Consider the following 24543-nt stretch of genomic DNA (forward strand, 5'->3'; position numbering starts at 1 on the left):
GCACGACACATGGGCGAGCACGGCAAGACCACGTTCCCGCAGGAAGTCCTGGACCAGTGGGCCGGCAGCGGGCTCGACCTGCCCGCCCTCTTCTCCGCCGGGCACCTCGGCGAGCGCATGAGCGTGCGCGTCGTCGAGGCATCCCCGGAGCGCGTGGTCGGCACCATGCCGGTCGAGGGCAACACCCAGCCGTACGGGCTGCTGCACGGCGGCGCCTCCGCCGTGCTCGCCGAGACCCTCGGCTCCGTCGGCGCCATGCTGCACGGCGGCCCCTCCCGCATCGCCGTCGGCGTCGACCTCAACTGCACCCACCACCGGGGCGCCCGCTCCGGGCTGGTCACGGGCGTCGCCACCCCCGTGCACCGCGGGCGCACCACCGCCACCTACGAGATCGTCATCACCGACGAGCACGACAAGCGCGTGTGCTCCGCACGCCTCACCTGCGTCCTCCGCGACGCCGAAGCGGCCTGACCGCCTCCCGGCCTGACGACCTCCTTCCCCATTCCGCGCCCCGCAGCACCTTCCCGCGCCCGCCGGGGCGCTCTACCGTGCCCGCATGCGGGCTCGCTCACGCCGCCGGCTGGCCGGCGCATCGCTGGTGCTGACGGCCGCCGCCCTGGCCGGCTGCGGGGACTCCGCGGCCGGCCCGGCCCCGCACTCCCCCACGCCCGACTCCCCCGTGCAGCTGTGCACCAAGCTCATCTCCTACTGGGCCGAGCAGGACCTCACCGGCGGCAAGTGGGCCGGGCTCGACTGGGAGCAGAAGGGCCTGTCCAACGAGCAGTTCGCCCTCTACGACGACATCGTGCAGGCGGCCCGCGGCGAACAGCGCAGCCACGGGACCGCCGCGGCCCTCGAACTGGCCCGCCGCCAGGCGCAGCAGCGCTGCGAGGCCGCGGGCGGGGCCACCCGCAGCTCGGAGAACTGGCGCCCTCCCACGTGACCGTGTGTAACCGTCACGCGGGGCGGGAAACGTAGCACCGTCGGCAGGACCGCGACCCTCGTGGCCCCTTCCCCCCCTTCCCGCGCCCTCGACTGCTTAGCGGAACTGCACTTTCTGGCTCCGCCCTCGGGGGAAAAATCACCATCCGAGAAGATCATTCACTCAGGGCTGCTACACAAAATTCCCCAGAAGTGATCTGCGTCATAACAAGACAGTCACATCATGGCCAGCACCTCTGCCCCCCGTCGCCGCACCCCCCTAGAGTCACGGCCAGTCACCGCCCCGCCGGGGAAAGGACACACCGTGCGCCACCGTCCCCTGCTCATCCTCACCAGCACTCTTGCCGCCGGCACCCTCGCACTGAGCGCCTGCGGATCACGCGACGACAGCGGCAAGAGCGACGACAACGAGGGCAGCGGCAAGCAGACCACCGTGGTGATCGGTGTCGACGCCCCGCTGACCGGCTCCCTCTCCGCCCTCGGCCAGGGCATCAAGAACTCCGTCGACCTCGCCGCCCGCACCGCCAACAAGAACAAGGAAGTCCAAGGCGTCACCTTCAAAACCGAAGCCCTGGACGACCAGGCCGTACCCGCCTCCGGCCAGCAGAACGCCACCAAACTCGTCGCCGACAAAGCCGTCCTCGGCGTCGTCGGCCCGCTCAACTCCGGCGTCTCCCAGTCCATGCAAGGCGTCTTCGCACGAGCCGACCTCACCCAGGTCTCCCCCGCCAACACCAGCCCCGAACTCAGCCAGGGCGACAACTGGCTCAAAGGGGAGAAGAAACGCCCCTTCAAAACCTACTTCCGCACCGCCACCACCGACATCATCCAAGGCCGCTTCGCCGCCCAGTACGCCCACAACGACGCCAAGAAGAAAAAAGTCTTCGTCGTCGACGACAAACAGACCTACGGCGTCGGCCTCGCCTCGATCTTCGCCCAGGAATTCAAACGCCTCGGCGGCGAAGTCGTCGGCACCGACCACATCACCGTCAAAGAGACCGACTTCTCCAGCGTCGCCAACAAAGTCAAGAACAGCGGCGCGGACATCGTCTACTACGGCGGCCAGTACCCCGAAGGCGGTCTCCTCTCCGACCAGGTGAAGAAAACCGGCGCCCACATTCCCCTCATGGGCGGCGACGGCGTCTACGACCCCGCCTTCATCAAAGCCTCCAGCGAAAGCAACGACGGCGACCTCGGCACCTCCGTCGGCTACCCCGTCGAAGACCTCGACTCCGCCAAAGCCTTCGTCCAGAACTACAAGGACGCCGACTACAAAGACCCCTACGCAGCCTACGGCGGCTACTCCTACGACGCAGCCTGGGCCATCATCCAGTCCGTCAAAAAGGTCATCGCCGACAACAACGGGAAACTGCCCGCCGACGCCCGCGCGAAAGTCACCGAAGCCATGGGAAAGGTCTCCTTCGAAGGCGTGACCGGAAAGGTCTCCTTCGACGAATTCGGCGACACCACCAACAAACAGCTGACCGTCTACCAGGTCAAGGGCGACGCCTGGCACTCCCTCAAGAGCGCCACCTTCAAGGACTGAACAGCCCCCCTGCGGAAACCGCACCCGCCGCGCGAGGACGCGTCCCACGCCCTCGCGCGGACCCACATCCGACACCCACATCGGAGGCCCAGCGGTGCACCAACTGCCGCAAACGCTGGTCAACGGACTCGCCCTCGGTGCCCTCTACGGCCTCATCGCCATCGGGTACACCATGGTCTACGGCATCGTCCAGCTCATCAACTTCGCCCACGGCGAGATCGTCATGATCGGGGGCTTCGGCGCCCTCAGCGTCCACCTCTGGCTCCCCGCCGACACCCCCCTCACCGCCGCCCTCCCCCTCATGCTCATCGGCGGCGCCATCGCCTCCGTCGCCGTCGCCACCGCGGCGGAACGCTTCGCCTACCGGCCCCTGCGCAACGCCCCCAGACTCGCCCCCCTCATCACCGCCATCGGCCTGTCCATCGCCCTCCAGCAACTCGTCTGGGCCTTCTACCCCGACGCCAAGAAATCCCGCGGATTCCCCCAGTTCCGGGGCGACGCCTTCGAACTCGCCGGCAACATCCACATCCAGCGCGACGACGTCTTCGTCCTCCTCGCCGCACCCCTGTGCATGCTCGCCCTCGGCTTCTTCGTCGCCAAAAGCCGCACCGGCCGCGCCATGCAGGCCACCGCCCAGGACCCCGACACCGCAAAACTCATGGGCATCAACACCGACCGCATCATCGTCCTGGCCTTCGCCATCGGCGGCGCATTCGCCGCCGTCGCCGCCGTCGCCGCCGGACTCCGCGCCGGACAGATCAACTTCGAAATGGGCTTCATCCTCGGCCTCAAAGCCTTCACCGCAGCCGTCCTCGGCGGCATCGGCAACATCTACGGAGCCATGCTCGGCGGAGTCGTCCTCGGCATCGCCGAAGCCGCCGCCTCCACCTACATCCAGCACATCCCCGGAATGCAGCAACTCGGCGGAGGCGGCTGGAAAGACGTCTGGGCCTTCGCCCTCCTCATCCTCGTCCTCCTCATCAGGCCCCAAGGCCTGCTCGGCGAACGTGTCGCGGATCGGGCGTGAACGCGATGAATTCGATGAACCCGCAAAAGACAGCCAACGACGACGGAACCGGCAACGGGAACGGGAACGGGACGGCCGTACCCACCACCGAAACCACCCCCGTCATCCCCCTCCCCCTCGGCACCGCCCGCCTCCTCACCGCCACCGGAGCCCTCCTCAGCGCCGCCTCCACCTTCCTCTCCTGGACCTGGACCACCGCCTTCCCCGGCAACCTCACCGTCACCGGCTACCCCGGCGGCCTCCAGCTCCTCACCCTCACCGGCGCCCTCCTCACCCTCGCCTACACCCTCACCGCCTGGAACCTCCCAGGCCTCCGCTGGCTCAACCCCGCCGCCGGCCACAACGCCACCGCACTCATGGCCACGGCCACCCTCGCCACCACCTGGTACACCCTCATCGCCATCTCCGTACAGCTCGGCGGCCTCGCCAACCTCGAACCCGGCGGATACGCCGCCGCCCTCACCACCCTCCTCACCCTCCTCGGCGCCCTCGCCCTCCCCCTCGACCGGCGCACCGCCCACTCCTTCCCCCGCACCAGCCACCTCAGCACCACCCGCACCGGAACAGCCCTCCGCTCCATACTCCGCACCATCCGCCCCGGCCGCACCGACCGGCAGCCACCACCCGCCCGGCCCCTGCCCACCTGGGCCGAAATCCTCATCATCACCGCCGCCTTCGGCCTCGCCCTGGGCCTGGTCACCTACGGCATCGGCACCGCCTACGGAGAACTCTTCACCGGATTCCTGCTCCTGGCCGGCCTCGGCGCCGCCGCCCTCACCCGCGCCGGACTCCTCGGACGGCTCACCGCCCTCACCGCCAAACACCGCACACCCACCGTCACCGCCGCCTTCGCCGCCGCGGCCCTCTTCCCACTCACCCAGGACACCGACCAGTACACACTCATCGCCGTCAACATCCTGATCTTCTCCACCGTCGCCCTCGGCCTCAACGTCGTCGTCGGCCTCGCCGGCCTCCTCGACCTCGGCTACGTCGCCTTCCTCGGCGTAGGCGCCTACACCGCCGCCCTCGTCTCCGGCACCACCGCATCCACCCTCAACATCCACTTCCCCTTCTGGGCCGCCGTCCTCACCGGCGCCGCCGCCTCACTCGTCTTCGGCGTCGTCATCGGCGCCCCCACCCTGCGGCTACGCGGCGACTACCTCGCCATCGTCACCCTCGGCTTCGGCGAAATCTTCCGCATCACCGTCGGCAACCTCAACGGCGAATCCGGCCCCTCCCTCACCAACGGACCCAACGGCATCCCCAACATCCCCGACCTCGTCCTCTTCGGCTACAAATTCGGCTCCACCCACCACCTCGGCAGCATCACCCTCAACCCCTTCGCCAACTACTACCTCCTGATGCTGCTCTTCACCGTCATCGTCGTCCTCGTCTTCAGCCGCGCCGGCAACTCCCGCATCGGACGCGCCTGGATCGCCATCCGCGAAGACGAAACCGCCGCCACCGCCATGGGCATCAACGGCTTCCGCCTCAAACTCCTCGCCTTCGCCCTCGGCGCCACCCTCGCCGGACTCGCCGGCACCGTCCAAGCCCACGTCGCCTACACCGTCGTCCCCGAGCAATACGTCTTCGCAGGCCCCGTACCGCCCAACTCCGCCTTCCTCCTCGCAGCCGTCATCCTCGGCGGCATGGGCACCATCAGCGGCCCCCTCCTCGGCGCCGCCCTCCTCTACCTCATCCCCGCCAAACTCCAGTTCCTCCAGGACTACCAACTCCTCGCCTTCGGCGCCGCCCTCATCCTCCTCATGCGCTTCCGCCCCGAAGGACTCATCCCCAACCGCCGCCGCCAACTCGAATTCCACGAAGGAACCACCGGCAGCAGCACCCTCACGCACGCGGAGGCGCCCACACCATGACCACCACCGCCACCGCCCCCGCCGAAACACCCACCGACGCACCCACCCTCACCGCCACCGGCGTCACCATGCGCTTCGGCGGCCTCACCGCCGTACGCAACGTCGACCTCACCGTCCGCCACAACGAAATCGTCGGCCTCATCGGACCCAACGGCGCAGGCAAAACCACCTTCTTCAACTGCCTCACCGGCCTCTACACCCCCACCGAAGGCACCGTCGCCTACAAAGGCGTCAAGCTGCCGCCCAAACCCCACCTCGTCACCAAAGCCGGCATCGCACGCACCTTCCAGAACATCCGCCTCTTCGCCAACATGACCGTCCTCGAAAACGTCCTCGTCGGCCGCCACACCCGCACCAAAGAAGGCCTCTTCTCCGCCCTCCTCCGCGGCCCCGGATTCCGCCGCGCCGAACACGCCTCCGAACAACGCGCCATGGAACTCCTCACCTTCACCGGACTCGCCGCCAAACGCGACCACCTCGCCCGCAACCTCCCCTACGGCGAACAACGCAAGCTCGAAATCGCCCGCGCCCTCGCCAGCGACCCCGGACTCCTCCTCCTCGACGAACCCACCGCCGGAATGAACCCCCAGGAAACCCGCGCCACCGAAACGCTCGTCCGCGCAATCCGCGCCCAAGGCACCGCCGTCCTCGTCATCGAGCACGACATGCGGTTCATCTTCAACCTCTGCGACCGCGTCGCCGTCCTCGTCCAAGGCGAAAAACTCACCGAAGGCACCTCCGACACCGTCCAAGCCGACGAACGCGTCATCGCCGCCTACCTCGGCACCCCCTTCGAAGGCGCACCGGGAGAAGAAGAAGCGGCAGAAGTGGCCGCCGCCGAAGCCCGCACCGAGGAAGGGGACGAACAGTGACCGCCCTCCTCGAAGTCGACAACCTCCGCGTCGCCTACGGCAAGATCGAAGCCGTCAAAGGCATCTCGTTCACCGTCGAAGCAGGCCAAGTCGTCACCCTCATCGGCACCAACGGCGCCGGCAAAACCACCACCCTGCGCACCCTCTCCGGACTCCTCAAACCCCTCGACGGCACCATCCGCTTCGAAGGCCGACCACTCGCAGGCGTCCCCGCACACCGCATCGTCGCCCTCGGCCTCGCCCACTCCCCCGAAGGCCGGCACATCTTCCCCCGCCTCACCATCGCCGAAAACCTCCAACTCGGAGCGTTCCTCCGCAAAGACGGCGAAGGCATCGCCAAGGACACCCAGCGCGTCTACGACCTCTTCCCCATCCTCGGCGAACGCGCCCGCCAAGCCGCCGGCACCCTCTCCGGCGGCGAACAACAGATGCTCGCCATGGGCCGCGCCCTGATGTCCCGCCCCAAGCTCCTCATGCTGGACGAGCCCTCCATGGGCCTCTCGCCGATCATGATGCAGCGGATCATGGCCACGATCACCGAGCTCCGGGCCTCCGGCACGACCATCCTGCTCGTCGAGCAGAACGCCCGGGCCGCGCTCTCCCTGGCCGACCGCGGCCACGTCATGGAGATCGGAAAGATCGTCCTCTCCGGGACCGGGGCGGACCTCCTCCACGACGAGTCGGTGCGCAAGGCGTACCTGGGCGAGGACTGACGAGGGCCCGTGTCCGGTACGGACACGGGCCCTCGCTCACGGGGAGGTACGGCGGGGCTACTGCCCCTTCGCCGCCTTCTTCTCCTCGGCGTCCTCGATGACCGCCTCGGCGACCTGCTGCATCGACAGACGACGATCCATCGACGTCTTCTGAATCCAGCGGAAGGCGGCAGGCTCCGTCAGCCCGTACTGCGTCTGCAGGATGCTCTTCGCACGGTCGACCAGCTTGCGCGTCTCCAGCCGCTGGGAGAGATCCGCGACCTCCTTCTCCAGAGCCTTCAGCTCCGTGAACCGGGAGACGGCCATCTCGATGGCCGGGACGACGTCGCTCTTGCTGAACGGCTTCACCAGGTAGGCCATGGCCCCGGCGTCCCGGGCCCGCTCCACCAGCTCGCGCTGCGAGAACGCGGTGAGCATCAGCACGGGCGCGATCGAATCGCGGGCGATCTGCTCGGCGGCGGAGATGCCGTCGAGGACGGGCATCTTCACGTCGAGGATCACCAGGTCGGGGCGGTGCTCCCGGGCCAGCGCGACCGCGGTCTCGCCGTCGCCCGCCTCGCCCACGACGGAGTAGCCCTCTTCCTCGAGCATCTCTTTGAGGTCGAGACGAATCAGGGCCTCGTCCTCGGCGATCACGACACGGGTGACATGCGGAGGGGTGTGCTGCGGCTCGTCGTCGACGGGCGGCGTGGGCTCGGCGGCGGTCACGGGTCTCCTCGTTCCAGGGCAAGGTGCGCTTCATGAGCCTACCTAGCTGACCCCCCTGACCGGCACCGGGTACACTTCCGACGGGCCACCTCGCCGGGTTGGCGGAACGGCAGACGCTGATGTCTCAAACACATCTGCCCGAAAGGGCGTGCGGGTTCGAATCCCGCACCCGGCACTCACATGTCCGATAAGCGGACGGTCACCTTCTCGTGAAGTCCGACCTTTTTCGCTCCGTGCAGCCGTTCCATCACGCACGGTTGTTCCATGCAAATGCACGGCTACAAAACGCGCCAAAAGGCACTGGACCTCATCGCCTCCGGCACCACGAATGCAGAGGTCGCCCGACAGCTGGGCGTCCCCGCAGGCACAGTCAGCTATTGGCTGCATATGGATCGGTCCAAGCGCGGGGAATGCCCGGGCCCCCACCGGCCGAAGTGCCCGCGATGCGACGGCAGCGAGCTGGACGAGGTCGCCTACTCGTACCTCCTGGGTCTCTACCTCGGCGACGGCCACATCAGCCAGCCTGCTCAGCACCGGGTTCCCAACCTCATGATCACTTGCGACGAAGGCTGGCCCGGGCTCATGGATGCTTGCGAGGCCGCCATGCAAGCCGTATTCCCCGACAACCGGGTGTGCCGGGTCAGGAGGACGGGCTGCCGCAACGTGAAGGTGTACTCCATGCACTTACCCTGCATGTTCCCCCAGCACGGCCCAGGCAAGAAGCATGACCGGAAGATCGCTTTGGAGCCCTGGCAACAGGAGATCGTCGACGCCCACCCCTGGGAGTTCATCCGCGGCCTTCTCCACTCCGACGGCTGCCGCATCACCAACTGGACCATCCGCCGCGTCGCCGGAGAGCGCAAGCGGTACGAGTACACCCGCTACTTCTTCACCAACAAGTCCGACGACATCCGGAAGCTCTACTCGGACACGCTCGACAAGGTCGGCATCGAGTGGAAGATGACCCGGCGGGGTGCGGACCCCTTCAACATCTCCGTCGCCCGACGTGATTCCGTCGCGCTCATGGACCTCATCATCGGCCCGAAGCACTGACGTGGTCGTCCTACTCCTCACCAATATGGTGCACGCGCACCATATTCGTCGTGCCGGGCGTCGCCGGCGGCGAGCCCGCCGTGATGATCACCCGGTCCCCCCGCCGGCACCGCCCGATCCGCAGCAGGTACTCGTCCACCTGGTCGACCATCTCGTCCGTCGTCTGCACCATCGGCCCCAGGAACGTCTCCACGCCCCACGTCAGGCTCAGTTGGGCCGCCGTCGCCGCCTCCGGCGTGAAGGCCAGCAGCGGGATCGGGGAGCGGTACCGCGACAGCCTGCGGACCGTGTCGCCGGATTGGGTGAAGGCGACGAGGAACTTCGCTTCCAGGAAGTCGCCCATTTCGGCCGCGGCGCGGGCCACGGCGCCGCCCTGGGTGCGGGGCTTGCTCCGCTCGGTGAGCGGGGGCAGACCCTTGGCCAGGAGGTCCTCCTCCGCCGCGGCCACGATGCGGCCCATGGTCTTGACCGTCTCGACGGGGTACTTGCCCACGCTCGTCTCGCCGCTGAGCATCACCGCGTCCGTGCCGTCGATGACGGCGTTCGCGACGTCCGAGGCCTCGGCGCGGGTGGGGCGGGATGCGTCGATCATGGAGTCGAGCATCTGCGTCGCCACGATCACCGGCTTCGCATTGCGCTTCGCGAGCTTGATGGCCCGCTTCTGGACGATGGGGACGGTCTCCAGCGGCATTTCGACGCCGAGGTCGCCGCGGGCGACCATGATGCCGTCGAAGGCGGCGACGATGCCGTCGAGGTTCTCGACGGCCTGCGGCTTCTCGATCTTGGCGATGACGGGGAGGCGGCGGCCCTCCTCGTCCATGACGCGGTGGACGTCGGCGATGTCGTCCGCGCTGCGGACGAACGACAGGGCGATGATGTCGGCGCCGATGCCCAGGGCCCAGCGCAGGTCTTCGACGTCCTTGTCGGAGAGGGCGGGGACGGAGACGGCGACGCCGGGGAGGTTGAGGCCCTTGTGGTCGGAGACCATGCCGCCTTCGATGACGATGGTCCGTACGCGCGGGCCGTCGACCTCGGTGACTTCGAGGGTGACGCGGCCGTCGTCCACGAGGATCCGCTCGCCCTTGCCGACATCGGCGGCGAGGCCGTCGTAGGTGGTGCCGCAGGTGTGGCGGTCGCCTTCGACGGGTTCGACGGTGATGGTGAATTCGTCGCCGCGTTCAAGGAGTACGGGGCCTTCGTGGAATCGGCCGAGGCGGATCTTCGGGCCTTGAAGGTCGGCGAGGATGCCGACGCTGCGGCCGGCTTCTTCGGCGGCCTTGCGTACGCGCTGGTAGCGGGCCTCGTGGTCGGCGTAGGTGCCGTGGCTGAGGTTGAAGCGGGCGACGTCCATGCCGGCGTCGACGAGTGCCTTGATCTGCTCGTACGAGTCGGTGGCGGGCCCGAGGGTGCAGACGATTTTTGCTCGGCGCATGTCTCGACCTTATGACCTACCAGTGGGTAGCGGATCCGTCGTCCGCGACAGCCCAACGGCCTTTGGGTAAAAGGTTTTTGACAACGAGTGAATGTGCGCGTGCGCGCTCCGATGAGCATCCTCGGGGCCCGTGCCGGGCTGTGTCAGAGCCGTGGCGGGCTCATCGTGAAGCGGGCGCTGACCTGGGCGTGGACGGTCTGCTGCTGGGGTTCGAGATCCAGTTCGGGTGCGGGGGCGGGGGCGGCGCCTGCGAAGCCGCCGCCGGCGCGGGGCCTGCGCATGCCGCCGGCGGGAGCTCCGTAGCCCGCTTGCTCGGCGCCGTCGTCGGCGAGTTCGAGGAGTGCCGTGATTTCGGCGCCGAGGGCGGCGGCGTATTCGCGTGCTCGTTGGACGGCTTCGTGGACGGCTCGGCGGCGGGCTTCGGCGTGGGCGGGTGAGTCGGGGCGCAGGGCCCACCAGGGGCCGGTGACGCGGGTGAGGGGGAGGTCGGCGATGCGTGTGGTGAGTTCGCCGAGGACGGTGAAGTCTTTGAGGGTGGCGGTGACGTAGATGCTGCCGTGGTAGGAGCGGACGCGTTCGTGGCGGCCTTTGTCGGCGAATTGCGGGGCGATGGTGACGAGGCCGGTGGCGATTTTTTCGACGGCGTCGCCGTAGGACTTGATGAGGTCGAGGGCTTGGGTGTTGCGGCGTGTGAGGTCTTGGAGGGTGGTGGCGCGGTCGGTGCCGCGTGCGGCGACGGCGATGCTGAGGCGGGCGATTTCGGGGTCGACTTGGAGGCGGGCTTCGCCGCGGACGGATACGCGGGGGGCTTCGGGGGTGCCGTAGGGCAGGGGTTCGGGTGCGGTCATGGGTTCAGTGTCGGCGGGGGCGGGGTGGTGGGGCTACCGGGTAGTCATCGGATCGCAACCTGGTGGGGGTTTTGCGGGGCTGGTGGGCCGGGTCAGAATCTACGCGCGTTGTCAGCATTGCTACTTGGGGAGAAGAAGTGCCGCTGAACCGGAGGAATTTTCTGGGGCGTACTGCCGCGACGGGTGCGGGGGTCGCGCTTGTGGGGGCGGTGGGTGCCGGGTCGGCCGAGGCGCAGGAGGTGGATGGGGGCCTTGTGGCCGGCGGCCGGGGGAAGCGGAAGTACTCGTTCACCGTGATGGGGACGACGGACCTGCATGGGAACGTCTTCAACTGGGATTACTTCACGGATGCCGAGTTCGATGACAAGGCGCACAATGACGTGGGTCTGGCGAAGATTTCGACGCTGGTGAATCAGGTGCGTGCGGAGAAGGGGCGCCGCAATACTCTGCTGATCGATGCGGGTGACACGATCCAGGGTACTCAGTTGTCGTACTACTACGCCAAGGTGGATCCGATCACCAAGGCGCACGGCCCGGTGCATCCGATGGCGCAGGCGATGAATGCGATCGGGTATGACGCGGCGGCGCTCGGGAATCACGAGTTCAATTACGGCATCCCGGTGTTGCGGAAGTTCGAGGAGCAGTGTGACTTCCCGCTGCTGGGGGCGAATGCGCTGGATGCGAAGTCGTTGCGGCCTGCGTTCGCGCCTTATGTGATGAAGCGGGTGTGTACGCCTTTCGGGCGGGATGTGAAGGTGGCGATCCTTGGGTTGACGAATCCGGGTATCGCGATCTGGGACAAGGCGAATGTGCAGGGGAAGATGGTGTTCCCGGGTCTGGAGGAGCAGGCGGCGAAGTGGGTGCCGCGGTTGCGTTCGATGGGTGCGGATGTGGTGATCGTGTCGGCGCATTCGGGGTCGAGCGGGACGTCTTCGTACGGTGATCAGTTGCCGTATATCGAGAATGCGGCTGCGCTGGTGGCGGAGCAGGTGCCGGGGATCGACGCGATCCTGGTGGGTCATGCGCATACGGAGATCCCGGAGTACCGGGTGGTGAACAAGAAGACGGGCAAGCAGGTGGTGCTGTCGGAGCCGCTGAAGTGGGGTCAGCGGCTGACCCTCTTCGACTTCGGTCTGGTGTGGGAGCGGGGTCGCTGGCAGGTGGAGTCGGTGTCGGCGAAGGTGCTGAACTCGAACGCGGTGCCGGAGGACAAGAAGATCACTCGGTTGCTGCGCGATGAGCACGAGAAGGTCGTGGCGTATGTGAATCAGGTGATCGGTACGTCGACGGCGGCGATGAGCGCCGGTGAGGCGGCGTACAAGGACACTCCGGTGATCGACTTCATCAATCATGTGCAGAAGGAGACGGTGAAGGCGGCGCTGGCCGGGACGGCTTATGCGGCGCTGCCGGTGTTGTCGCAGGCGTCGTGTTTCTCGCGGACGGCGGCGGTGCCGGCGGGGAAGGTGTCGATCCGGCAGGTGGCGGGTCTGTATCCGTTCGAGAATACTCTGGAGGCCCGGGTGCTGACGGGTGCGCAGTTGCGGGAGTATCTGGAGTTTTCGGCGCGCTATTTCGTGCGGACGCCTGCGGGGGTTCCGGTGGATCCGGCGAGGCTGACGAATGCGGAGAGTATTCCGGATTACAACTATGACGCGGTCAGCGGCCTCTCGTACGAGATCGACATCGCGAAGGCGCCGGGGTCGCGGATCGCGAAGCTGATGTTCGACGGGAAGCCGCTGGAGGACGCGGCGCAGTTTGTGCTGGCGGTGAACAATTACCGGGCGAGCGGCGGGGGGAATTTCCCGCATGTGGCGCGGGCGAAGCAGGTGTGGGCGAATTCGGAGGAGATTCGTAACACGATCATTTCCTGGGTGAAGGCTCAGGGGACGATCGATGTGGCGAAGTTCGCCTCAGTGGACTGGAAGCTGACGCGGGATGGTGCGCCGGTCTTCTGATGCGGTGGCGCGGGACCGTGGCTGGGGCCGCGGTTCCAGGCCGAAGGTGGTGAAGGCGGTCCGCTCCGGCAGGGGGTAGGCCGCCTTTTCCGTGATGGCGTTGAGGATGGTGGCGCTGCGCCAGGCGGCGAGGCCGAGGTCGGGGGTGCCGATGCCGTGGGTGTGGCGTTCGGCGTTCTGGACGTGGATGGCGCCGCGGACGAGGGGGTCGAGGACGAGGCGGTGGTTTTCGTCGATGCGGGGGCGTTCGCTGTGGTCGCGGCGGATGTAGGGGTCGAGGGCGGCGAGGAGGGTGTCGACGGGGCGTTCGCGGTAGCCGGTGGCGAGGATGACGGCGTCGGTGGTGACGCGGGAGCGGGTGCCTTGCTGGGCGTGTTCGAGGTGGAGTTCGACGCGGGTGGTGCCGACGCGGCCGGCGGTGCGGACGAAGACGCCGGGGGTGAGGACGGTGTCGGGCCAGCCGCCGTGGAGGCTGCGGCGGTAGAGCTCGTCGTGGATGTCGGCGAGGGTGTCGGCGGCGATGCCCTTGTGGAGTTGCCATTGCTGGGGCAGCAGTTGGTTGCGTACGGCTTCGGGGAGGGCGTGGAAGTAGCGGGTGTAGTCGGGGGTGAATTGTTCGAGGCCGAGTTTGCTGTATTCCATGGGGGCGAAGGCGGGGGTGCGGGCGAGCCAGTGGAGTTTTTCGCGGCCGGCGGGGCGGTTGCGGAGGAGGTCGAGGAAGACTTCGGCGCCTGATTGGCCGGAGCCGATGACGGTGATGTGTTCGGCGGCGAGGATGCGTTCGCGGTGGTCGAGGTAGTCGGCGGAGTGGATGACGGGGACGGCGGGGGCGTCGACCAGGGGGCGTAGGGGGTCGGGGACGTAGGGGGCGGTGCCGACGCCGAGGACGAGGTTGCGGGTGTAGGTGCGGCCGAGGGCTTCGGCTTCGCCGTCGGTGTCGAGCTGGGTGAAGTCGATTTCGAAGAGGTTGCGCTCGGGGTTCCAGCGGATGGCGTCGATCTGGTGGCCGAAGTGGAGGCCGGGGAGGGATTGGCTGACCCAGCGGCAGTAGGCGTCGTATTCGGCGCGCTGGATGTGGAAGCGCTCGGCGAAGTAGAAGGGGTAGAGGCGTTCTCGGGATTTGAGGTAGTTGAGGAAGCTCCAGGGGCTGGTGGGGTCGGCGAGGGTGACGAGGTCGGCGAGGAAGGGGACCTGGAGGGTGGTGCCGTCGATGAGCAGGCCGGCGTGCCAGCGGAAGGTGTGGTTCTGGTCGTAGCAGGCGGTGCGGAGGCCGGGGATGCCGTGGGCGAGGGCGGCGAGGGAGAGGTTGAAGGGGCCGATGCCGATGCCGGCGATGTCGAGGGGCTGGTCGGGGGTGGTCTGGGGGGAGGATGCCTCGGGGGCCGTCTCGGGCTTGGGGGGCGGCGGGGTGTCGGGGGTGTTCTGCGGGGGGTTCTTGGGGGGTGGCGGGGTCTTCATCGGCGTACCTGGCCTTCCACGAGGGTGAGGAGTGTGCGGAGGTCGTCGGGCGTGGTGTGGGGGTTGAGGAGGGTGGCTTTGAGCCAGAGGCCTTCGGGGGTGGTGGTGCGGCCGAGGACGGCGTGGCCGTGGTGGAGGAGGGTGCGCCGGAGGCCGGCGGTGGTGCGGTCGTCGGTGGGGGTGGGGCGGAAGAGGACTGTGCTGAGGGTGGGGCGCGCGTAGAGGTCGAAGCCGGGGTGGGCGTCGATGAGGTCGGCGAGGTGTGCGGCTGCGGCGCAGACGCGTTCGACGAGGTCGCCGAGGCCGCGGCGGCCCAGGGCCCGGAGGGTGACGGCGATCTTGAGGATGTCGGGGCGGCGGGTGGTGCGCAGGGAGCGGCCGAGGAGGTCGGGGAGGCCGGCCCGGGTGTCGTCGGGGGCGTTGAGGTAGTCGGCGTGGTGGGCCAGGGGGTGCAGGGCGGTGGTGTCGGGGACGGCGAGGAGGCCTGCGGCGACGGGCTGCCAGCCGAGTTTGTGCAGGTCGACGGCGATGGTGTGGGCGCGGTCGAGGCCGTCGAGGGCGGGGCGGAGGGTGTCGCTGAAGAGGAGCGGGCCGCCGTAGGAGGCGTCGATGTGGAGGCGGGCGCCGTGGGTGTGGCAGAGGTCGGCGAGGGCGGGCAGGGGGTCGATGCGGCCGGTGTCGGTGGTGCCGGCGGTGGCGATGACGAGGGTGGGGGTGCCGGTGGTGGCGGGGTCGGTGAGTGCGTCGTGCAGGCGGGTGGGGTCGAGGGTGCCGGCGGGGGTGGGGAGGGTGAGGGGGGCGGGGAGTCCGAGGAGCCAGGCGGCGCGGTGGATGCTGTGGTGGGCGTTGGCTCCGCAGACGATGCGGAGGGGTGTGGCCGTTTCCTTGGCCGCTTCCCTCGCCAGGAGGAGGGCCAGTTGGTTGGACTCGGTGCCGCCGGTGGTGACCAGGGCGTCCGGGGCGGGGTGGCGGGGGTAGGCGAGGGCGGCCAGGGCGCGGGTGGTGAGGGCTTCGAGGGCGGTCGCGGCGGGGGCTTGGTCCCAGGAGTCGAGGGAGGGGTTGAGGGCGGCGGCGGCGAGGTCGGCCGCGGCGGCGAGCGCGAGCGGTGGGCAGTGCAGGTGGGCGGCGCAGCGGGGGTCGGCGGGGTCGGCGGAGCCTTCGGCCAGGGCGCCGACGAGGGTGTGGAGCGCTTCGTGGGCTCCGGTGCCGGTCTCGGGGAGGACGGGGAGGGCCCGGGCGCGCATGCGGGCGGTGACGGCCTCGGGGCCTCCGGCCGGGAAGGGGCCGTGGCGGTCGGCGGCGCCTTCGGCGAGGGCGTCGAGCACGGTACCGAGGAGGGGGTGCAGGGCGTGGGGGCCTCGGGTGCCGCCGGCGAGGGGGGCGGGGGCGGGGTCTGCGGCGTCGTGGGGGGAGGCGACGGTGGGGCCGGCGGGCGCAGGCATTAACTTTGCCCCTTTTGGGTTGACTTCGAGCGCGTGCTGTGGGGTCGGTCCGGGCTGTGACGAGCGGCAACTGCAACAAGTTACGTTCGGCGCACGTTCGGTGACCGGCGTAGGGGCGGGTTTCGCTCGATGGTGGTAAGGCCGCGCAACGGGGGTGAGATGTGTCTGCTAATGGGGTCCGGGGCGGACGCACCCCGTTCCGTCGACTAATCTGCACCCCATGGCCATGAACTTTCTCGCTCTCGACGTAGGGCCGCTCAAGCCCGAGCCCGCGCCGCTCGTTCTCGGCGCGGTGCTGTTCTTCATCGTCTTCGCCCTGATGGCGAAGGTGCTGCTGCCCCGGATCAACAAGGTCCTCGTCGAGCGCGAGAAGGCCACCGAGGGCCGCTTCGACGAGGCGGAGGAGACGCGCGCGGAGGCCGCCCGCGTCCACGCCGAGTACCAGGAGCTGCTCGCCGAGGCCCGGCACGAGGCCGCGCGCCTGCGCCAGGAGTCCCTGGAGCAGGGCACGGCGATCATCGCCGAGCTGCGCGCCGAGGGCCAGCGCCAGCGCGAGGAGATCATCTCCGCGGGCCACGCGGTGATCGACGCCGAGCGCGCGGTCGCCGAGGCCGAGCTGCGCGAGCAGGTCGGCGTGCTGGCCACGGAGCTGGCCGGCCGCATCGTCGGTGAGGACGTCGCCCAGTCCGCTCGCGAGAACGGCACGGTGGACCGCTTCCTGGAGGAGCTGCGCACCGCGCAGGCCTCCGACGCCGCCCGCGAGGCGCGCGGCTGACAGCGGCGGGCCGCGCAGGCCGCCGCTGGGACACATCTCGGACGCCGAAGGCTCCGCACCCCTTTCCGGGTGCGGAGCCTTCGGCGTTCCCTGGGTGTTCCCGGGCGCGGGTTACCGGCGGCTGCCTGCCCTGATGCTCAGGGCGCGGCGCAGGTCGTCGAGCTGGTCGTCGAGCCGGCGGCGCAGGGCGGGGGTCGGGCCGGCCGTGCGCAGGCACTCCTCGCCGAGGTCGAGGGTGCGCTGCTCGACCAGGGGGCGGGGGAAGCCGGCGGTGCCGGCGGCCGCGGCGAGGGCGGGGCCGCGGCGGGCCGCGAGGGCGACGGCCGCGGGGTGGTAGCGGTCGAGGTAGGGGCGTACGAGGTCGAGCTGCTCGGGCTGCCAGAAGCCTTCGGCGGTGGCGGTGAAGAGGTAGTTGGAGAGCTCGGGGCGGTGCTCCGGGTCGTACATGGCCTGCCAGGCGGCTTCCTTGGCCGCGGGGTCCGGGAGGGCTGCCCGGCAGCGGGCGGCGCCCTCCTGGCCGGTCGCGCTGGGGTCGCGGGCGAGTTCGGCGTCGACGGCGGCGGGCGTGGTGGCGCCGAGGACGGCGAGGCGGGCGAGGGCGCGCCAGCGCAGTTCGGGGTCGAGGGCGGGGCCGCCGGGGACGGTGTTGTCCCGGAGCCAGGCGTCGAGGGTGTCCGGGGTGGTGGCGCTGTCGATGAGGGTGCGTACGGCGGTCAGGCGCAGGCCCTCGGCCGTGCTGCCCTTCCCCTGGTCGTCCCGGGTGCGGTCGAGGAGGTCCTGGGCGAGGGCGGTGAGGCCGGCCAGGGCTGCGGGGCGGTCGGCGGGGGTGACGTAGCGGTCGGCGATCTGGCCGCGGGCGAAGGCGAGGACGGCCCGGGTGACGGCGACGTCGGTCTCGTGGGGCAGGTGGGCGCGGGCGGCGTCCAGGTACGCGGCGGGGGCGAGCTCGCCGTCGCGGACCATGTCGCGGGCGGCGTTCCACAGGACGGCCCGGGTGAGGGGGTCGGGCAGGGCGGAGAGGGAGCCGAGGGCGGTCTCCCACGACGCTGTGTCGAGGCGGACCTTGGCGTAGGTGAGGTCGCCGTCGTTGAGCAGGACGAGGGCCGGGCGGGGGCCGGTGCCTTCGATGGTGCGGGTGCCGCCGCCGGCGGGCAGGTCGGCGGTGAGGGGTTCGCGGGCGACGAGGGCGCCGGAGCCGTCGGGGGTGCGGTCGTAGAGGCCGACGGCGAGGTGGTGGGGGCGGGTGCCGTCGTGGCGGACGTCCAGGCGCCAGCCGCCGGTGCCATCGTCGGTGACTGTGGGGGTGAGGGTGGGGGTGAGGGTGTCGACGCCGCTGGTACGCAGCCAGGTCGCGGCCCAGGCGTGCACGTCGCGGTCGGTGTGGCGGGCCAGGGAGTCGAGGAAGTCGGCGAGGGCTGCGTTGCCGAAGCGGTGGCGGGCGAAGTGGTCGTTGATGCCGGCGAGGAAGTCCTTCTCGCCGAGCCAGGCCACGAGCTGGCGCAGGGCGGAGGCGCCCTTCGCGTAGGAGATGCCGTCGAAGTTCAGCAGCGCGGAGGCGGTGTCCCGGACGGCCTCGGCGTCGGGGGCGACGGGGTGGGTCGAGGGGCGCTGGTCGGCGTCGTAGCCCCAGCCCTTGCGGGCGCAGGCGAAGTCGGTCCAGGCGCCGTCGAAGCGGGTGGCCTCGGCGAGGACCTGGTAGCCCATGTACTCCGCGAACGACTCGTTCAGCCAGATGTCGTCCCACCAGCGCAGGGTGACCAGATCGCCGAACCACATGTGGGCCATCTCGTGGGCGATCGTCACGCCGCGCGTCTCGCGCTCGGTGTCGGTGACGGCGGAACGGAAGATGAACTCGTCGCGGAAGGTGACCAGCCCGGGGTTCTCCATGGCGCCGGCGTTGAACTCGGGGACGAACGCCTGGTCGTAGGAGTCGAAGGGGTAGGGCTCGTCGAAGATCTCGTGGAAGCGGTCGTAGCAGCGGCGCGTGATGTCGAGGAGCTCCTCGGCGTCCGCGTCGAGGTGCGGTGCGAGGGAGCGGCGGCAGTGCAGGGCGAAGGGCAGGCCGGCGTGCTCGGTGCGGACGGAGTGCCAGGGGCCGGCGGCGAAGGCCACGAAGTAGGTGCTCAGGGGCTGGGTGGTGGCCAGCTGCCAGCGGCCTTCGGCGGCCGGGTCTCCGGTGCGGGTGGCGACGGCGTTGCCGAGGACGGTCCAGTGGGGCGGCGCGGTGACGGTGGCGTCGAAGACCGCCTTGAGGTCGGGCTGGTCGAAGGCGGCGAAGACGCGCTGGACGTCGTCGAGGAAGGTCTGGGTGTAGGCGTAGGTCTCGCCGTCGGCGGGGTCGGTGAAGCGGTGCATGCCCTCGCCCGTACGGGAGTAGCGCATGTCGGCCTCTATGAGCAGCTCGTGCTCGCCGGGGGTGAGGGCGGCGAGGGGGAGCCGGTTGTCGTCCAGCGTGGCCGGGTCGAGGGGGCGGCCGTCGAGGACGGCGCGGTGCAGGGTGGCGGGCCGGAGTTCGACGAAGGTGTCGCCCGCGTGGCGTGCGGTGAAGCGGATGCGGGTGGTGGAGGTGAACAGCTCGTCGCCACGGGTGAGGTCGAGGTCGACGGCGTAGTGGTGCACGTCGAGGAGACGGGCACGGGCCTGGGCTTCATCGCGTGTGAGTACGGGCATGGGGGCCATGCTGCCGTATCGCCGGCGCTGTGCCGAAGCAGGAATTCCGGGGTGCGGCTGCCGCTCCGCTCCGGGCCGTGCCGGGCCACGTGGCAGGCCCCGCCGCGGCGGCGGGCAACCCCCGCGGCGGACACCGGCGGTGCCCGGCCTGCCTGCAGGTGGGCACGGCACCGCCGGGCCGCGCCGTCGCGGCTGAGCACCGCTGCGGCGGAAGGGAGAAGCCGAGCTGCCCCTCCCGGGCCGCGCAATCGTGGCCAAGCGCGGCTGCGGCGGAGGAGAGGAGCCGAGGTGCCCCTCCGGCCCGCGCCCCGCGCCAGGCCCGCGCCACGCATCAACCCCCGCCGCAACAGCGGGCAACCCCCCGCGGCGGACACCGGCCGTGCCCGACCGGCCTGCCGGTGGGCACGGCACCGCCGGGCCGCGCCGTCGCGGCTGAGCGCCGCTGCGGCGGAAGGGAGAAGCCGAGCGGCCCCTCCCGGGCCGCGCAATCGTGGCCAAGCGCGGCTGCGGCGGAGGAGAGGAGCCGAGGTGCCCCTCCGGCCCGCGCCCCGCGCCAGGCCCGCGCCGCGCATCATGCCCGCGCCACGCATCAACCCCCCGCCGCAACAGCGAGCAACCCCCGCGGCGGACACCGGCGGTGCCCGGCCTGCCTGCCTGCAGGTGGGCGTGGCCCGGCCCCGTAGTCGTGTCGTCCCCGCTGGAAGCGGCTACGCGCGGGCGATGGTTTCGTGGTGGCGGATGACCTCGGCGACGATGAAGTTCAGGAACTTCTCCGCGAACGCGGGGTCGAGTTTGGCGTTCTCGGCCAGCTCGCGGAGGCGGGCGATCTGGCGGGCCTCGCGGGCCGGGTCGGCGGGGGGCAGTTTGTGGGCCGCCTTGAGGTGGCCGACCTGCTGGGTGGCCTTGAAGCGCTCGGCGAGCATGTGGATCACCGCTGCGTCGATGTTGTCGATGCTGTCGCGCAGCCGGCCCAGCTCGGCCCGTACGGACTCGTCCATGGAACTGTTGCTCATGGTCACCGAGCCTATGCGGAGGGGCGGGGTGCGATCACCGGTGGGTGGTCCGGGTCGGGGATGCGCGCGCTCCAGCCGCCGGGCACGGCACGCTCCTGGCGGGCGCGGAAGCGGACGGGCGCGGTGCCGACGCGCCGGGTGAAGAGGCGGCTGAAGTAGGCCGGGTCGGCGTACCCGACGCGGCGGGCGACGGCGGCGACGGGCAGTTCCGTGGCGGCGAGGAGCTCCTTGGCGCGGCCGAGGCGGATGCTCAGCAGGTAGTCCTTGGGGCTGCAGCCGGCCCCGCGGCGTACGGCGGCGCGCAGTTCGGCGGTGGTCATGCCGTGCCGGGCGGCGTGCTGGGCGACGGACAGGGGCAGGAAGGCGTCACGGGCGAGGGACTGGAGGACGGGTTCGCCGTCGGGGGCCGTGTCGGCGCGGGCGCGCCGCAGGGCGACCAGCAGTTCGTGGACGGCGGCGGAGGTCTCGACTTCCAGGAGCGGGTTGGCGCGGCGGGCGGCGCGGGCGATGCGGTGGACGACGGCGCGCACGGCGGTGGTGTCCGTGAGGGGCACGAGGGGCCGGTGGGGCTCGATGCAGCCCAGTTCCGTATAGGCGGCGACGGCGGGGCCGGTGAAGTCGACGAAGCTCTCGTCCCAGCCGGTCCCGTCGGCGGCGCCGTAGTGGTGGGGGACGCCGGGGGTGAGCCACAGGAGCGCGGGCCCGGTGACGGTGCGGGTGCGGCCGTCGGGCGTGCGCAGCCAGCCGCTGCCGGCGTGGACGACGACGGCGACGTGGTGGCCGAGGGTGCGGGGGCCGACGGCGGGGAGCGCTCCGTGCTGCAAGCCGACGCCGAGGCAGACGAGGCCGAGGCGGTGGTGGACGGGTCCGGGGCTGAAGTAGCGCATCCATGTCTGGTACATGGGTCCCGGCCTCCCGCGGTGTCGGCCCCGTGCGCCGATCTTCGCGCACGGCGGTGCGCTTTCACCAGGGGGCGGCGGCCCCCTCCGCGGGCCCACTCGCCCCGTCCGCCCCGCTCGCCCCGTCCGCCTCGTACACCGTGAAGCCGTCGAGGACGAATTCCGCGGTGCCGCCGTCCCCCGTCCTGCGCAGCCCCACCCACGCCTCCCCGGTGTCGGGCGCGGTGAACTCGTAGGAGTGCGTGGCGGGTGCGTGGGCGGCGGGCAGCGGGGTGCGCTGCAGCTCGCGGGTCCCGGGCGTGTCGGCGGCGGTGATCCAGGCGTACTGTCCGGCGGCCTCGTTCTCGTAGCGGAACGTCACCCGGTAGCGCCGCCCGGGCAGGAAGCGGACCGTGTGCGGCACGGTCCGGTAGACGATCCCGGTGTTCTCGCCGCGGGACTTGAGGGACTGGGTGCCGTCGATGACGTCGTCGACGGCTTTGCCGTTCCAGCCGCGCTGGGTGAAGGGTGCGTGCCGCTGGGCGATGTGGGTGCGCGGGTCGGTCGCGCCGCCCGCGTCGCCTTTGACGAAGGGGCCCCACCCTTGGGGGACGTGCTCGAAGTCCTCGAAGACGAGGGCGCCCGCGCGCACGGCCTGCGGGCCTGCGGCGACGACGCGCAGCGCGTCGAAGCGGACGCGCGCGGCGCCCTCGGCGACGGTCAGTGTCAGGGTGACGGGCCCGCCGCCGGGCGGCACGGTGAAGCGGGTGAACATCCGCTGGAAGCGGGTGCCGTGCTTGCGGTCGGCGGCCACGTGGTTGACGGCGGTCGAGGTGTCCGTCCAGTTGGCGGCGGTGACGCCGTCGGCGGTTCGGACCTCCAGGCCGGCCCGGCGCCGCTCCCCCGCGGTGTCGCCGACCTCGACCTGTACGGACGCCGCGTAGGTGCCGGGTTTGAGGCGGGCGAGCCGCTGTCCGGCCGTGGCCGCTCCCCCGGCGGGTACGACGAGTTCCCAGTCGCCCAGGGTGCTGCGCTCGACCGCGGCGGGCCCGGTGACCTGCCACCCGTCCAGGCCGCCGGAGTGGAAGCCGGGGTCGTACAAGGGGGTGCCCTCGCCCCAGGCGGGGTCCGGCGAGCGGCCGTGGCCTCGGGTGAGGACGTAGGGCTGCCCGGCCGCGGCTTCGATCGTGATTTCGCCGCCGCGGACCGGCAGTTCCAGGGCGTCGGCGCGGCCCTGGTCGGTGAGCCGGTGGAGGACGACCGTGCGCTGTCCCGCCCAGCCGCGCGGCAGGCGCCAGCGGGTTCTGCCGCCCTGCGGGTTGTAGTGGTAGAGCTTGGCCGGATCGCGGGCCTCGCGCGGCTCCCAGGGCAGGAGGTAGAGCCCGCTCTTGTAGACGACGCGTCCGTCCGTGGTGATGGTCCGTGTGCCGTCGGTGTCGCGGGCGGTCGTCCGCTCCGGGCCCTCGAAGGTGATCTCGTGCTCGCTCCAGGTGCGGATGGGGTAGGCCTGCAGGTATTTGGCGGGGAGGTTCTCGGTCCACAGCAGGCGGTGGAAGGGCGCCCAGTCGGTCTTGCCCTGCCACCCTTCGAACGTGCCGAGTTTCGCAGTGCCGAGGAGGGGCCACTTGTCGGCGAAGACGTCCTTGCGGTGGTGGTGGACGAAGCGGATGAGGCGGGAGTTGATGCCGCGCGAGGTGTCGGGCCCGTAGTCGGTCTCGGCCGCCCAGTGCGACCAGAGGCTGGAGCGCTCCAGGCCGTGGGCCCATTCGCTGGTGATCTGCCAGCCCTGTTCGCGCAGGGCGCGCTGGAGGCGGTCGGAGTTCCAGCCGGATTCGCGGAAGACGTCGATGTAGAGGGTGGTCAGGGCGGGGTCGGTCTCCTCGCGCAGCTGCCGGAAGCGGCGGACGACGTCGCCGGAGAGGAGGTCGCGCCGGGCGTCGATGCGGTACGACTGGTCGAGCCAGTCCCACTGTCTGTCGTTCTTGTCGACGAGGGTCTCGGAGAAGGCGTGGGCGACCGGGTAGGACTCGGTGGTGTTGACGTGCACGGCGAAGTCGCTGTTCCAGCGCTTTCCGGCGCGCAGCAGGGTGTTGAGGTCGGTGAGGCCGCCGGCGCGGGTGTTGTGGTTGCCGCCGTAGTCGGGGTGGGCCGAGTCGTGGCCTTCGGACTGGTAGCCCTTGAGGAGGGTGAACTGGCCCAGCCCGTCCGTGGCCAGGGCGATGCGCTTGACGTTGTCGAGGGTGGCGAGGAACGGGTTCGTGGCCTGGCTCGCGAAGTTGAACGCGATGTGGGGGACGACGCGCAGGTGCTGTCCGGCGGCACCGAGGGGTTCGTCGGTGATCTCCCGCAGGGCGGTGGCCGCGTCCTGCCAGTCGGCGTCGCCGTCCCCGTTGCGGTCGCGGGTGAGGGCGACGATGGCGCGGGGCAGGGGTTCGGTGTCGGTGACGGCTGCGCCTGCGGCCCGGTGGGTCCACTGTCCGCAGGTGAGCTGGGCCTTGGTGTAGCCGGTGCGGGTGAGGGTCTGGCGCCGTAGACGGCCGTTCTCCCAGGCGGTGGCGGCGTCCGGCCGGTCCTGGACGGTGTTGGTGTCGAGCGCGGCGGCGAGCCGGCCGGTGCTGACGACGGCGTAGGCGCAGCCGATGGGCGCCTCGTCGGCGGGCGTGTCCGGGCCGGGGCGGACGAGGGTGTCGCCGCTCTTGGCCTTGTCGAGCTGGATGCGGGCGGCGAGGAGCGCGGCGCCGGGCTGGCTGCTGCGGACGCTCAGCAGGGCCAGGCCGGGGATGCGCAGCGTGCCGACGCGCAGGGCGGGGGTGTCGGCGATGCGGGTGATGCGCCAGTGGACGAGCAGGCCGTCGACGCGGATCTCGGCGTCGATGCGGGTGCCGCCGTCGAGGGTGAGGACGTACGCGGCGCGGTCGCCGTGGACGGTGGAGGTGACGTGGGGGGTGTGTTCCTTCTCGTCCACGAGGAGGGAGGTGACGGGGTCCTCCTGGGCGTGGACGACGTCTCCGGTGGGGCGGTGGGTGTAGGAGATGATGCGGGGGAAGGCGGTGTCGACGCGGACGTCGAGGTCGGCGGAGCGCAGGACGGCTTCGGCGGGCGCGGTGGGGGTGGCGGCCGCGGCCGTCCCGGCGAGGCCGGTGACACCGGCCGCTCCGGCGATGCCCGCGATCCCGGCGATCCCGGCAAGGGCGCCGGAGGTGACCACGGCGCGCCGCGTGGGGCCGGGCCCGCCGGTGGCGCCGTGCTGGGGCTGGGGCCGCGTCCCTGGGTCGACGTCCACTCCGTGCTCCTCATCCGTACCGGTGGTCACGGGCACACAGTGGAGGGCGCG

General features: G+C 70.7%; 19 protein-coding genes and 1 tRNA gene. 11 read left to right on the plus strand and 9 right to left on the minus strand.

Annotation, left to right across the window (positions count from 1 at the left end):
- Window positions 1–9: 9 nt before the first annotated feature.
- From IE241_RS22745 to IE241_RS22775, 7 genes are all read left to right on the plus strand, one after another.
- On the plus strand, window positions 10–471 hold the full coding sequence (locus IE241_RS22745; RefSeq protein WP_190023653.1) for a PaaI family thioesterase: 462 nt from the start codon (window positions 10–12) through the stop codon (window positions 469–471).
- Window positions 472–556: 85 nt separating this feature from the next.
- Window positions 557–943, plus strand: a complete 387-nt coding sequence (locus tag IE241_RS22750) for a hypothetical protein (protein ID WP_190023654.1) — start codon at window positions 557–559, stop codon at window positions 941–943.
- 303 nt (window positions 944–1246) lie between these two features.
- Entirely contained in the window at window positions 1247–2488 is a 1242-nt protein-coding gene (locus tag IE241_RS22755; protein WP_190023655.1) for a branched-chain amino acid ABC transporter substrate-binding protein, read from the plus strand.
- 94 nt (window positions 2489–2582) lie between these two features.
- A complete protein-coding gene (locus IE241_RS22760; RefSeq protein WP_190023656.1) occupies window positions 2583–3515 on the plus strand; it encodes a branched-chain amino acid ABC transporter permease in 933 nt (310 codons plus the stop codon).
- A 14-nt stretch (window positions 3516–3529) separates the two neighbouring features.
- On the plus strand, window positions 3530–5392 hold the full coding sequence (locus tag IE241_RS22765; RefSeq protein ID WP_229899670.1) for a branched-chain amino acid ABC transporter permease: 1863 nt from the start codon (window positions 3530–3532) through the stop codon (window positions 5390–5392).
- A complete protein-coding gene (locus IE241_RS22770; protein WP_190023657.1) occupies window positions 5389–6264 on the plus strand; it encodes an ABC transporter ATP-binding protein in 876 nt (291 codons plus the stop codon). The genes IE241_RS22765 and IE241_RS22770 overlap by 4 nt, the downstream gene beginning before the upstream one ends.
- The gene (locus IE241_RS22775; RefSeq protein ID WP_190023658.1) at window positions 6261–6977 is read left to right on the plus strand and encodes an ABC transporter ATP-binding protein; all 717 of its coding nucleotides are present in this window, start codon (window positions 6261–6263) and stop codon (window positions 6975–6977) included. The genes IE241_RS22770 and IE241_RS22775 overlap by 4 nt, the downstream gene beginning before the upstream one ends.
- Window positions 6978–7034: 57 nt before the next feature.
- Here the strand turns inward: IE241_RS22775 and IE241_RS22780 are convergent, their stop codons facing one another.
- Window positions 7035–7685 carry an ANTAR domain-containing response regulator gene (locus tag IE241_RS22780; RefSeq protein WP_058044893.1) on the minus strand — a complete coding sequence of 217 codons (651 nt, stop codon included), beginning with the start codon at window positions 7683–7685 and terminating at the stop codon, window positions 7035–7037.
- A gap of 92 nt (window positions 7686–7777) precedes the next feature.
- Here IE241_RS22780 and IE241_RS22785 point away from each other — a divergent pair.
- Both IE241_RS22785 and IE241_RS22790 read left to right on the plus strand, forming a co-directional pair.
- Window positions 7778–7860: transfer RNA gene (locus tag IE241_RS22785), tRNA-Leu, on the plus strand.
- An 89-nt stretch (window positions 7861–7949) separates the two neighbouring features.
- Window positions 7950–8738: a helix-turn-helix domain-containing protein gene (locus tag IE241_RS22790; protein ID WP_190023659.1), complete on the plus strand. Its 789-nt coding sequence runs from the start codon at window positions 7950–7952 to the stop codon at window positions 8736–8738.
- 10 nt (window positions 8739–8748) lie between these two features.
- Here the strand turns inward: IE241_RS22790 and pyk are convergent, their stop codons facing one another.
- Together pyk and IE241_RS22800 are read right to left on the minus strand one after the other, a co-directional pair.
- On the minus strand, window positions 8749–10170 hold the full coding sequence (gene pyk / locus IE241_RS22795; protein ID WP_190023660.1) for a pyruvate kinase: 1422 nt from the start codon (window positions 10168–10170) through the stop codon (window positions 8749–8751).
- Window positions 10171–10313: 143 nt separating this feature from the next.
- Complete coding sequence (locus IE241_RS22800; protein ID WP_190023661.1) at window positions 10314–11018, minus strand: SIMPL domain-containing protein; 705 nt, start codon at window positions 11016–11018, stop codon at window positions 10314–10316.
- A 137-nt stretch (window positions 11019–11155) separates the two neighbouring features.
- Here IE241_RS22800 and IE241_RS22805 point away from each other — a divergent pair, with 137 nt between their 5' ends.
- A complete protein-coding gene (locus tag IE241_RS22805; RefSeq protein WP_190023662.1) occupies window positions 11156–12973 on the plus strand; it encodes a bifunctional metallophosphatase/5'-nucleotidase in 1818 nt (605 codons plus the stop codon).
- Here the strand turns inward: IE241_RS22805 and IE241_RS22810 are convergent.
- Complete coding sequence (locus IE241_RS22810; protein WP_190023663.1) at window positions 12929–14431, minus strand: lysine N(6)-hydroxylase/L-ornithine N(5)-oxygenase family protein; 1503 nt, start codon at window positions 14429–14431, stop codon at window positions 12929–12931. The genes IE241_RS22805 and IE241_RS22810 overlap by 45 nt on opposite strands.
- Complete coding sequence (locus tag IE241_RS22815; RefSeq protein ID WP_190023664.1) at window positions 14428–15873, minus strand: pyridoxal phosphate-dependent decarboxylase family protein; 1446 nt, start codon at window positions 15871–15873, stop codon at window positions 14428–14430. Before IE241_RS22815 ends, IE241_RS22810 begins: the two co-directional genes overlap by 4 nt.
- A 220-nt stretch (window positions 15874–16093) precedes the next feature.
- Here IE241_RS22815 and IE241_RS22820 point away from each other — a divergent pair, with 220 nt between their 5' ends.
- Window positions 16094–16648 (plus strand): F0F1 ATP synthase subunit B, encoded by a 555-nt coding sequence (locus tag IE241_RS22820; RefSeq protein WP_190023665.1) that lies wholly within the window; start codon window positions 16094–16096, stop codon window positions 16646–16648.
- A gap of 111 nt (window positions 16649–16759) precedes the next feature.
- Here the strand turns inward: IE241_RS22820 and pepN are convergent, their stop codons facing one another.
- The 4 genes from pepN to IE241_RS22840 form a co-directional block, all read right to left on the minus strand.
- The gene (gene pepN / locus IE241_RS22825) at window positions 16760–19318 is read right to left on the minus strand and encodes an aminopeptidase N (RefSeq protein WP_190023666.1); all 2559 of its coding nucleotides are present in this window, start codon (window positions 19316–19318) and stop codon (window positions 16760–16762) included.
- 707 nt (window positions 19319–20025) lie between these two features.
- A complete protein-coding gene (locus IE241_RS22830; protein ID WP_058044886.1) occupies window positions 20026–20331 on the minus strand; it encodes a chorismate mutase in 306 nt (101 codons plus the stop codon).
- 11 nt (window positions 20332–20342) lie between these two features.
- Window positions 20343–21233, minus strand: a complete 891-nt coding sequence (locus tag IE241_RS22835; protein ID WP_190023667.1) for a helix-turn-helix domain-containing protein — start codon at window positions 21231–21233, stop codon at window positions 20343–20345.
- A 61-nt stretch (window positions 21234–21294) separates the two neighbouring features.
- Window positions 21295–24492, minus strand: a complete 3198-nt coding sequence (locus IE241_RS22840; RefSeq protein ID WP_229899672.1) for an endo-alpha-N-acetylgalactosaminidase family protein — start codon at window positions 24490–24492, stop codon at window positions 21295–21297.
- Between the last annotated feature and the right edge of the window lie 51 nt (window positions 24493–24543).

Origin of the sequence: Streptomyces hiroshimensis (assembly GCF_014650335.1) — a bacterium.
GTDB lineage: Bacteria > Actinomycetota > Actinomycetes > Streptomycetales > Streptomycetaceae > Streptomyces > Streptomyces hiroshimensis.

What these genes read in the sequence shown, in the direction of transcription:
- IE241_RS22745 (WP_190023653.1), top strand. Translation starts at nt 10, where the DNA reads ATGGGCGAGCACGGCAAGACCACGTTCCCGCAGGAAGTCCTGGACCAG.
- IE241_RS22750 (WP_190023654.1), top strand. Translation starts at nt 557, where the DNA reads ATGCGGGCTCGCTCACGCCGCCGGCTGGCCGGCGCATCGCTGGTGCTG.
- IE241_RS22765 (WP_229899670.1), top strand. Translation starts at nt 3,530, where the DNA reads ATGAACCCGCAAAAGACAGCCAACGACGACGGAACCGGCAACGGGAAC.
- IE241_RS22770 (WP_190023657.1), top strand. Translation starts at nt 5,389, where the DNA reads ATGACCACCACCGCCACCGCCCCCGCCGAAACACCCACCGACGCACCC.
- IE241_RS22790 (WP_190023659.1), top strand. Translation starts at nt 7,950, where the DNA reads ATGCAAATGCACGGCTACAAAACGCGCCAAAAGGCACTGGACCTCATC.
- pyk (WP_190023660.1), bottom strand. Translation starts at nt 10,170, where the DNA reads ATGCGCCGAGCAAAAATCGTCTGCACCCTCGGGCCCGCCACCGACTCG.
- IE241_RS22800 (WP_190023661.1), bottom strand. Translation starts at nt 11,018, where the DNA reads ATGACCGCACCCGAACCCCTGCCCTACGGCACCCCCGAAGCCCCCCGC.
- IE241_RS22810 (WP_190023663.1), bottom strand. Translation starts at nt 14,431, where the DNA reads ATGAAGACCCCGCCACCCCCCAAGAACCCCCCGCAGAACACCCCCGAC.
- IE241_RS22815 (WP_190023664.1), bottom strand. Translation starts at nt 15,873, where the DNA reads ATGCCTGCGCCCGCCGGCCCCACCGTCGCCTCCCCCCACGACGCCGCA.
- IE241_RS22820 (WP_190023665.1), top strand. Translation starts at nt 16,094, where the DNA reads ATGGCCATGAACTTTCTCGCTCTCGACGTAGGGCCGCTCAAGCCCGAG.
- pepN (WP_190023666.1), bottom strand. Translation starts at nt 19,318, where the DNA reads ATGCCCGTACTCACACGCGATGAAGCCCAGGCCCGTGCCCGTCTCCTC.
- IE241_RS22830 (WP_058044886.1), bottom strand. Translation starts at nt 20,331, where the DNA reads ATGAGCAACAGTTCCATGGACGAGTCCGTACGGGCCGAGCTGGGCCGG.
- IE241_RS22835 (WP_190023667.1), bottom strand. Translation starts at nt 21,233, where the DNA reads ATGTACCAGACATGGATGCGCTACTTCAGCCCCGGACCCGTCCACCAC.